Below are 8,677 nucleotides of genomic sequence, written 5' to 3' on the forward strand. Positions count from 1 at the left end.
AGCACCTGCCCGCCCTCGGTGCAGAGGTCGCACATCATCTTCAGCTCCTCGTCGACCACCATGAAGAGCTCGTAGATCTCCTTCTCGTCCCTCAGGAAGTCGAGGAGACGAGGCGTCACGGCGCCCTCGCTCGGGATCCGGAAGGTGCCGCTGATCGGGTTCATCCGGACGTCACCGCCGTGGATGGTCACGTGCCGCTCCGGGCTGGCGCCGATGAGGTAGCGGTCGCCGGTGAAGAACACGTAGGTCCAGTAGGCGCCCCGCTCACGCTCGAGCAGGCGGCGGAACACGGTCAGGGCCGTCGCCGCGCCCCAGTCGGCCACCTGCGCCCGGAAGTGGCGGCCGATCACCAGGTTGGCGCCCTCCCCCTGCCCGATCTCGTCCCGGATGATCGCCTCGACGAGGCGCGCGTACTCCTGGTCGTCGGTCTCGAAGCCGCCCCGGTCGGCGAAGTCCACCCCGGTGTCGTCGATCGCGTCGAGCACCTCGGCGACCGAGAACTCCAGCTCGCTCTCGACCTCGACCACCACCAGCGGCGTGCCGTCGTCGTGCGCCTCGAACCCCCGCTCGGCCACCTGGCGGAACGGGATCGCCAGCAGGCGGTCGGCGATGTGGCCGTCCTCGGGTACGCCCTCCTCGAGGGGTACGTCGAGGATCGACTCGACCACCTGGCGGCGGCCACCCACGATCCCGACCGTGTCCCGGTCCCCGGCCCGGGTGGAGCGCCGGATGATCGCCCACGCCTCGTGCCCCTGGACCTGCTCGATCGCGGCGCGGGCAGTCGTGGGCGTCATGCGCAAACCCTAGTTCCGGCGAGTCGGCGCATCTGCAACGCTCTGGGTGGCCGAGACGGCGCAAATGCGAAGGCAGAGTGTGCAAACGCGCCGACTCACGCCTCATCAGCGCTGCAAGCGCGCCGACTCGGGCCTCAGGAGCGTTGCAGACGCGCCGACTCGCGGTCTAGGAGATGGTCGTGAGGAGCTGGGTGGCGCGGGTCAGCACGACGTACAGGGTGGCGCGGCCGGTGGCGGACTCGGCCTCGATCTCCTGCGGCCGCACGACGACGATCCCGTCGAACTCCAGGCCCTTGGTGTCGAGGCCGGTCAGCACCACGACCCGGTCGTCACCGGACGGCGTCGCGGTGGAGCCCACGGCTGCGCGCGCGGCCGGGGCGTCGGCGGCGAGCTCGGGCCACGAGGCCAGCCAGGCGTTCACCTCGGAGCGCCGGGCGACGGGGACGACGATGGCGACGGTGCCCGACACCTGCCCGGCCATCTCGGTGACCACCTGCCGGGTCGCGGACTCCAGGTCTGCGACATCGGAGAATTCCCGGGGCGGCACGCCCGTGGAGCGGACCGCGGTCGGCAGGTCGGCGTCCAGCCCGACGCGCTCGGCGTACGCCGCGGCGTGGGCGTAGATCTCGGAGGAGTTGCGGTAGTTCGTGGACAGGTGGAACTCGTGCAGCGCCTTGCCCTCCAGCGCGGCGGCCCGAGCCGCGGCGGACTCCTCGGGCACCGGCCACGACGACTGGGCCGGGTCGCCGACGATGGTCCACGAGGCGGCCCGGCCACGTCGTCCGACCATTCGCCACTGCATGGGCGAGAGGTCCTGGGCCTCGTCGACGAGGACGTGGGCGAACCCGTCGTCCTCGATCCGGTGCGTCGGCGGCGCCCAGGCGCGACCGGTGGGGGCGTACTCGCGGTCGGCGGCGGTGGTGAGCTCGGCCAGGTCGACGCCGCCCTCCCGGGTCGACAGAGTGTCGTCGAGCTGGTGGTCCTCCTCGTGCCGGGCGGGCACGTCGCCGAGGGCGTAGCGCAGCTCGTCGAGCAGCGGCACGTCCTCCACCGAGACGTCGGGGAGCTCGCCGTGGCCGACCGACGAACCCCAGGACTTGGCCAGCAGGCGCTGGTCCTCCCCACTGAGCACGCCGTCGGCCACCCGGGCCAGGAAGTCGGGGTCGCGCAGCCACGAGAGCACGGTCGGCGCGTCCAGCGGCGGCCACCACTCGATCGCGAAGTCGACGAACGCCTGGGTGGACAGCATCTCGTCGTCGAACGCCTCGCGACCACGGTCCCGGCCGCGCTCGCCGGTCACCTGTCGCCACATGGCGTCGAGCAGGGTCGCGGCCACCCGGGGCAGCTGGCGGTTGCGGCGACCGTGGGACATCAGCTGACGGCGCAGCCGGCCCAGCAGTCCACGGTCCAGCACGATGGAGTCGTCACGCCAGAAGATCCGGAACTCGGTGGGGCTGCCCGGCGCCTGCTGCCGCGCCGTACGCCGCATCAGCTCGGCCATCCGCGCCGACCCCTTGACGTCGGCGACCGCCGGCTCGTCGTGACGCACCGCCCGGACCCCGTCGACGACCTCGCCGAGCGAGCGCAGCGCGACCGCGGTCTCACCGAGGGACGGCAGCACCCGCTCGATGTAACGCATGAACACGCCGCTCGGTCCGACGATCAGCACGCCACCGCCCTCGTAGCGGCGACGGTCGGTGTAGAGCAGGTACGCCGCCCGGTGCAGGGCGACGACCGTCTTGCCGGTGCCCGGACCACCGGAGATCGAGACCACGCCCCGGGAGGGGGCACGGATCGCCTGGTCCTGCTCGGCCTGGATGGTGGCGACGATCGAGTGCATCGACCGGTCGCGGGCGCGCGACAGCTGGGCCATCAGCGCACCCTCGCCGACGATCGGCAGGTCGGTGTCGGCCCCCGTCTGCGCGCCGGCGTCGAGCAGCTCGTCCTCGACCCCGACGACCCGGGGCCCGGTGCAGCGCAGCACGCGCCGACGTACGACGTCGTGGGGCGCGGCCGCGGTGGCCTGGTAGAACACGGCAGCCGCGGGCGCGCGCCAGTCGATCAGCATCGAGTCGCGCTGCTCGTCCCTGAGGCCGATCCGGCCGATGTAGCGGGGCTCGGGGTCGACCTCGTCGCGCAGGTCGAGGCGCCCGAACACCAGCCCCTCGTGGGCGGCGTCGAGCTGGGCGATGCGGCGGGCGGCCTGGAAGACCATGGCGTCGCGCTCGACCAGCCCGCCCTCGTGGCCCAGCCGTCCCCGGCCGTGCCCCTCACGGGCGATCTCCTGGGCAGCCCGTGACGACTTCTCGAGCTGGAGGTAGACGCGGTCCACGAACTCCTGCTCGCGAGCGATCTCACGCCCGGCAAGCTCTTCGGTCAACGGTCGTTCTCTCTGGTCCCGGGAAATCTGGCAAGTCCTCAAGCCTACCCGGCGGTCGGGTCGTGTGCCTGCGAACGCCCACCGGTCGTCCTCGGGCGCACGACCCGCTAGGTCTTCCGGCGGTTCAGGAACGCCGTCATCGCCTCGCGGGCGTCGTCGGAAGCGAAGAGGCGGGCAGAGAGGGCCGCCATCTCCTCGCCGCCGGCGTCGATCCGGGCGAGCAGGTCGCGGTTGAGGATCCGTTTGGACTCGCGCAGTCCCTGGGGCGCGCCCGTGGCGAGCGAGCCGCACACCCGCTCCACCTCGGCGTCGAGCCGGTCGGCCGGCACGGCCGCCGTGACCAGGCCGTACGACGCGGCCTGGACACCGCTGAACACCTCACCACCGAGGGTGGTCAGCGCGGCCGCGCGCGGGTTCATCCGGTGGTGGACGGTGAGGGAGATGATCGCGGCGGCCAGGCCGAGCTTGACCTCGGTGAGGGCGAAGGTGGCGTCCTCGGTGGCGACGGCGATGTCGGAGGCGGCCACGATGCCGATGCCACCGGCGCGGACGGCGCCGTGCAGCCGGGTCACCACCGGCTTGCCCATGGTGGCGATCAGCCGCTGCAGCTCGACGATCCGGCGGGCGCCCTCCTCCATGCCGTCGCTGGTCGCCTCGGACAGGTCGGCGCCGGAGCAGAACACCTTGCCCTCGGCCCGGATGAGCACCACCCGGACGGCCTCGTCTGCCTCGGCCGCCTCGAGGTGGCCGAACAGCTCGGTCACCAGCTGCCGCGAGAGGGCGTTCCGGTTGTGCTGCGAGTCCAGGGTGATCGTCGCCAGCGCGTCGGCGACGTCGTACCGCACGAGGGAGTCCATGGCCGCATCCTGCCGCAGCACGGGATCCGGCGCGGTCGCGGCTCCGAACCCCCTCCATGACGCGACGACTGATCTGGGCCGGCTTCGGCATCCTCGCCACCCTCGTGGGGATGGCCGCGGGCCACCTGGTCGCGGCGTTCACCGACCCGGCCGCCTCCCCGGTGCTCACCGTGGGGTCGACCGTGATCGACCTGACCCCCACGCCGATGAAGGAGTGGGCGATCCGGACGTTCGGTGACGACGACAAGGCGGTCCTGGTCGGCTCGGTGATGCTGGGCGCCCTCGTCCTCGCCGCGGTCGCCGGCCTGCTGGCGCGCCGCCGGTTCCTGCTGGGCGCCGGAGTGCTCGTGCTCCTGGTCGCCTCCGCCGCCGTGATGTCGCTGCTGCGCCCCGGTGCCGCCGCCCTCGACGTCCTGCCCGCGGTCGTCGCCGGGATCGTGGGGGTCGCGGCCCTGTGGCTGCTGGCCAGGCTCGCGCGCGAGAACGGGGTCCGGCCGACGACGGCCGCCGACGACGCGACCGCTCCCAGCCGCCGCGGAGTCCTGTTGGCGGCGGGCGCCCTCGGCGTGGCCGCCGCGGTGCTCGCCGGCGCGGGGCAGTGGGTCACCGGACGGCGTACGACGCCTGCCGGCGTGTCCCTGCCGCAGCCTGCCGACCCGGCTCCCGGCCTGCCCACCGACCTGCGCGGCACGGTCCCGGGCATCAGCCGGCTGCAGACGCCGACCAGCTCGTTCTACCGGGTCGACACCCGACTCACGCTCCCCATCGTCGACCTCGACGACTGGACGCTGACCATCGACGGCGACGTCGAGAACGAGCTCACCTTCACCTACGCCGACCTGCTGGCGATGCCGATGATCGAGCGGGACATCACCCTGACCTGTGTCTCCAACGACGTCGGGGGTCCCTACGTCGGGGCGGCCCGGTGGCTGGGCGTCCGCCTCTCCGACCTGCTCGACCAGGCCGGGGTCGGCGGCGGCGCGGACCAGATCTTCTCCACCGACGTGGACGGGATGACCCTCAGCACCCCGCTCGAGATGGCGCTGGCGCAGGAGGACGCGATGGTCGCGGTCGGGATGAACGGCGAGGCCCTCCCCGAGGAGCACGGCTTCCCGGCGCGGATGGTGATCCCGGGCCTCTACGGCTTCATCAGTGCCACCAAGTGGATCTCGCGGATGACGCTGACGACGTACGCCGAGAAGACGGCCTACTGGACCGACCGCAAGTGGGCGACCGACGCCCCGATCAAGACCGCCAGCCGGATCGACACCCCGCAGTCCTTCTCCACGATCGACGCCGGTGACACGTTCATCGGCGGGGTCGCGTGGGCCCAGACCCGCGGCATCGGGAAGGTCGAGGTGCAGGTCGACGGCGGCGCCTGGCAGGAGGCCGAGCTGGGCCCCGACGTGGGGGTGGACTACTGGCGCCAGTGGTACTTCCCGTGGACGGCCGAGGCGGGCGAGCACGACCTCTCGGTGCGCGCCACCGACCTCGACGGCGCAGTGCAGACCGACGCCAAGGCAGCCCCGTTCCCGAACGGGTCGAGCGGCCGGCAACGAATCATCGTCACGGTCGGCTGAGACCAATCCGCCTCGCGACCGGCGCCGAACCACTGACATCAGCACGCACGACCGACCGCCAACGAAAGGCTCGACCCATGAAGCTGAACACCATCCGTCGCACCGGCGGTCTCGCCGTTGCCGCGGTCACCCTCTCGCTCGGACTGGCCGCCTGTGGCGGCGAGGAGTCGACCAGCAGCGCCGACGACACCACCCAGTCCGAGGAGCCCACCCAGGAGCAGTCCGAGCCCATGGAGGAGGCGAGCGCCGAGACCTACGGTGCGGGCTGCGCGCAGGTGCCCACCAGTGGCGCCGGCTCGTTCGACGGCATGGCCACCGCCCCGGTCGCCTCCGCCGCGAGCGCCAACCCGCTCCTCAAGACGCTGGTCGCCGCAGTGACCGAGGCCGGACTGGTCGAGCCGCTCAACTCGGCTCCCCAGCTGACCGTGTTCGCGCCGGCCGACCCGGCCTTCGAGGCGATCCCGCCGAAGGACTTGAAGGCCGTCATGGCGGACACGCAGATGCTGGGCTCGATCCTCAAGCACCACGTGGTCGGCGAGCAGATCTCCCCGGACGAGCTGTCCGGTGAGTTCGAGACGCTCAACGGCGACATGCTGAAGATCAACGGCACCGGCGAGCAGGCCACCATCGGAGACGAGAAGGCGCAGGTCCTCTGCGGCAACGTCCCCACGGCCAACGCCACCGTCTACGTCATCGACACGGTGCTGATGCCTTCCTGATTCGCTCTTCCCGATCAGCGAGACGACACGCAAGGATCATCACTGTGGAACCGATCCGGCCGACACCCTCCGGCGCTCCCGCTCCCGAAGCGGGGGCGCCGGAGGCGCCCGACCTCGGGCAGCTGCTGAAGCTGTCCGGGCGCGGCGACGAGTCCGCCTTCGCCCGGCTGTACGACGCGATGGCAGCGCGGGTCTTCGGCCTCGCCGTCCGCGTCGTCCGCGACCGGGCCCAGGCCGAGGAGGTCGTCCAGGAGTCGTTCCTGGAGATCTGGCGGACCTCCGGCCGGTTCGACCCGGACCGCGGCAGCGCCGTCGCCTGGCTGCTCACCATCGTGCACCGCCGGGCGGTCGACCGGGTCCGCTCGGCCGAGGCCTCGAGCCGGCGGGACACGACGTACCACGACAGGAACCAACCGGTCGCGCACGACGCGACCGCCGAGGCCGCCCAGGCCTCACTCGAAGCACGCCGGGTCCGTGGCGCGCTGGCGTCGCTCACCGACGCACAGCGCCAGGCGATCGAGCTGGCGTACTTCGGCGGCTACACGCACACGGAGGTGGCGAGCATGCTGGACCTACCGGTCGGCACCGCGAAGACCCGGATCCGGGACGGGCTGATCCGGCTGCGCGACGAGATGGGAGTGGGTGCGTCATGATCGAGATCCATGCCCTCTCCGGCGCCTACGCCGTCGATGCGCTCGACGACATCGAGCGTGCCCAGTTCGAGCGTCACCTCGCCGAGTGCGCGGAGTGCCGCGCCGAGGTCGCCGGCCTCCGCTCCACGGCCGCCCTGCTGGCCGAGACCACCGCGACCGCGCCGCCCGAGAGCCTGCGCGAGCGCGTCCTGGCCGACATCGCCACCGTGCGCCCCCTGCCCCCGGCCGTCGCGACGGGAGCGGCGACCCGCCGCCGGTTTCGGCTGGCTCCCCTGGCCGCCGCGGCCGCCCTGGTCGCGGCCGTCGGGACCGGTGTCGTGGTGACCCAGCCCTGGGCCGACGACACCAGCCAGACCCAGCTCAGCGCCGTCGACCAGGTGCTGCAGGCCGACGACGCCGAGAGGTACACGAAGGCCATCGACGGCTCCGAGGCCACGATGGTCCGCTCCCGCTCGCTCAACAAGGCGGTGCTGGTCACCAAGAACATGGCGCCACCCCCGGAGGGCAAGGTCTACGAGCTCTGGCTCGACCACGAGGGCATCGGCATGGTGCCCGCCGGCCTGATGGCCCAGGGCGGTGAGCAGATGATCCTGCTCGAGGGCGACCCCGCCACCGCCACCGGCGCGGGCATCACGGTCGAGCCTGCCGGCGGCTCCGAGGAACCGACCCTGCCACCGGTGACGCTCTTCGCGTTCGAACAGGCCTGACCCGGTGAGCACTCCACGACGCGTGGCCGTCATCGGCTCCGGTGTCGCCGGGCTGATGGCCGCCCATGTCGCCGCACGCTCGGCGCGGGTCACGCTCTTCGAGGCCGACGACCGCCTCGGCGGTCACGCCGACACCCACCTGGTGCGGGAGCACGGACGCACCCTGGCCATCGACACCGGCTTCATCGTCCACAACCGGCACACCTACCCGACCCTGCTCCGCCTCTTCGCCGAGCTCGGCGTCGAGACCCAGGAGTCGGAGATGTCGCTGTCGGTGCGCGACGACGAGACCGGCCTCGAGTACGCCGGCGCGCTCGGCCCGCGCGGACTGTTCCCGGGCGGCGCCAACCTGTCCAACCCGGCGTACCTGCGCCTGGTCACCGAGATCCCGCGGTTCCACCGCCGCGCGCGGGCCCTGCTCGCTGACCCGCCCGAAGATTTCGAGACGGTCGCTGAGCGACCTCCTCAATCCAGGACTTTCGGGCGGGTCGACACGACGCTGCGGGACTTCCTGCGCGCCGGCCGGTTCTCCGCCTACTTCGAGCGGCACTTCATGGAGCCCCTCGTCGCCGCGGTGTGGTCGTGCGACCCCGAGGTCGCGCTCGACTACCCCGCCCGCTACCTCTTCGAGTTCCTGCACCACCACCGGATGCTGCAGGTCTTCGGCTCGCCCACCTGGCGCACGGTCGTCGGCGGCTCCCGCGAGTACGTCGCCCGGGTCGCCGCCGGCCTCGACGACGTGCGCGTGAGCACCAAGGTCACCTCGGTGCGGGACACCGGCTCCGGTGTCGAGGTGACCGACGGCAACGGCGACATCACCACCGTGGACGCCGTCGTGATCGCCACCCACCCCGGGCCGGCGCTGGCGATGCTGGCCGAGCCGACACCGGAGCAGCGCGAGGTGCTCGCCGCCATTCCCTACTCCGACAACACGGCGCTGCTCCACACCGACGAGTCCCTGCTGCCCCGGGCCGCGGGAGCCCGGGC

General features: G+C 72.4%; 8 protein-coding genes. 5 read left to right on the top strand and 3 right to left on the bottom strand.

Translation table 11 applies throughout. The annotated features are described in order from the left end of the window. The 3 genes from VFN12_RS04925 to VFN12_RS04935 all read right to left on the bottom strand — a co-directional run. Nucleotides 1-794, bottom strand: a 794-nt coding sequence (locus VFN12_RS04925; protein WP_325117487.1) for a chorismate-binding protein, incomplete at its 3' end; no start/stop codon positions are given. Between the two features lie 166 nt (nucleotides 795-960). Next, the gene (locus VFN12_RS04930; protein WP_325117488.1) at nucleotides 961-3,174 is read right to left on the bottom strand and encodes a HelD family protein; all 2,214 of its coding nucleotides are present in this window, start codon (nucleotides 3,172-3,174) and stop codon (nucleotides 961-963) included. A gap of 107 nt (nucleotides 3,175-3,281) precedes the next feature. Continuing rightward, complete coding sequence (locus VFN12_RS04935) at nucleotides 3,282-4,031, bottom strand: enoyl-CoA hydratase-related protein (protein WP_325117489.1); 750 nt, start codon at nucleotides 4,029-4,031, stop codon at nucleotides 3,282-3,284. Nucleotides 4,032-4,087: 56 nt separating this feature from the next. Between VFN12_RS04935 and VFN12_RS04940 the strand changes: the two genes are divergently transcribed. The 5 genes from VFN12_RS04940 to VFN12_RS04960 form a co-directional block, all read left to right on the top strand. Continuing rightward, nucleotides 4,088-5,611 (top strand): molybdopterin-dependent oxidoreductase, encoded by a 1,524-nt coding sequence (locus VFN12_RS04940; protein WP_325117490.1) that lies wholly within the window; start codon nucleotides 4,088-4,090, stop codon nucleotides 5,609-5,611. Nucleotides 5,612-5,688: 77 nt separating this feature from the next. After that, nucleotides 5,689-6,330, top strand: a complete 642-nt coding sequence (locus VFN12_RS04945) for a fasciclin domain-containing protein (protein ID WP_325117491.1) — start codon at nucleotides 5,689-5,691, stop codon at nucleotides 6,328-6,330. A 44-nt stretch (nucleotides 6,331-6,374) separates the two neighbouring features. Continuing rightward, the gene (gene sigK / locus VFN12_RS04950; RefSeq protein ID WP_325117492.1) at nucleotides 6,375-6,983 is read left to right on the top strand and encodes an ECF RNA polymerase sigma factor SigK; all 609 of its coding nucleotides are present in this window, start codon (nucleotides 6,375-6,377) and stop codon (nucleotides 6,981-6,983) included. Next, nucleotides 6,980-7,690, top strand: a complete 711-nt coding sequence (locus VFN12_RS04955; protein WP_325117493.1) for an anti-sigma factor — start codon at nucleotides 6,980-6,982, stop codon at nucleotides 7,688-7,690. The genes sigK and VFN12_RS04955 overlap by 4 nt, the downstream gene beginning before the upstream one ends. Nucleotides 7,691-7,694: 4 nt before the next feature. Beyond that, a partial coding sequence (locus VFN12_RS04960; RefSeq protein ID WP_325117495.1) for an NAD(P)/FAD-dependent oxidoreductase occupies nucleotides 7,695-8,677 on the top strand: 983 nt, incomplete at its 3' end.

Source organism: Nocardioides sp., assembly GCF_035703625.1.
Classification (GTDB): domain Bacteria; phylum Actinomycetota; class Actinomycetes; order Propionibacteriales; family Nocardioidaceae; genus Nocardioides.

Bases quoted from the DNA above. Each gene is read 5' to 3' on its own strand.
- VFN12_RS04935 (WP_325117489.1), bottom strand. From the start codon at position 4,031: ATGGACTCCCTCGTGCGGTACGACGTCGCCGACGCGCTGGCGACGATC.
- VFN12_RS04940 (WP_325117490.1), top strand. From the start codon at position 4,088: ATGACGCGACGACTGATCTGGGCCGGCTTCGGCATCCTCGCCACCCTC.
- VFN12_RS04945 (WP_325117491.1), top strand. From the start codon at position 5,689: ATGAAGCTGAACACCATCCGTCGCACCGGCGGTCTCGCCGTTGCCGCG.
- VFN12_RS04955 (WP_325117493.1), top strand. From the start codon at position 6,980: ATGATCGAGATCCATGCCCTCTCCGGCGCCTACGCCGTCGATGCGCTC.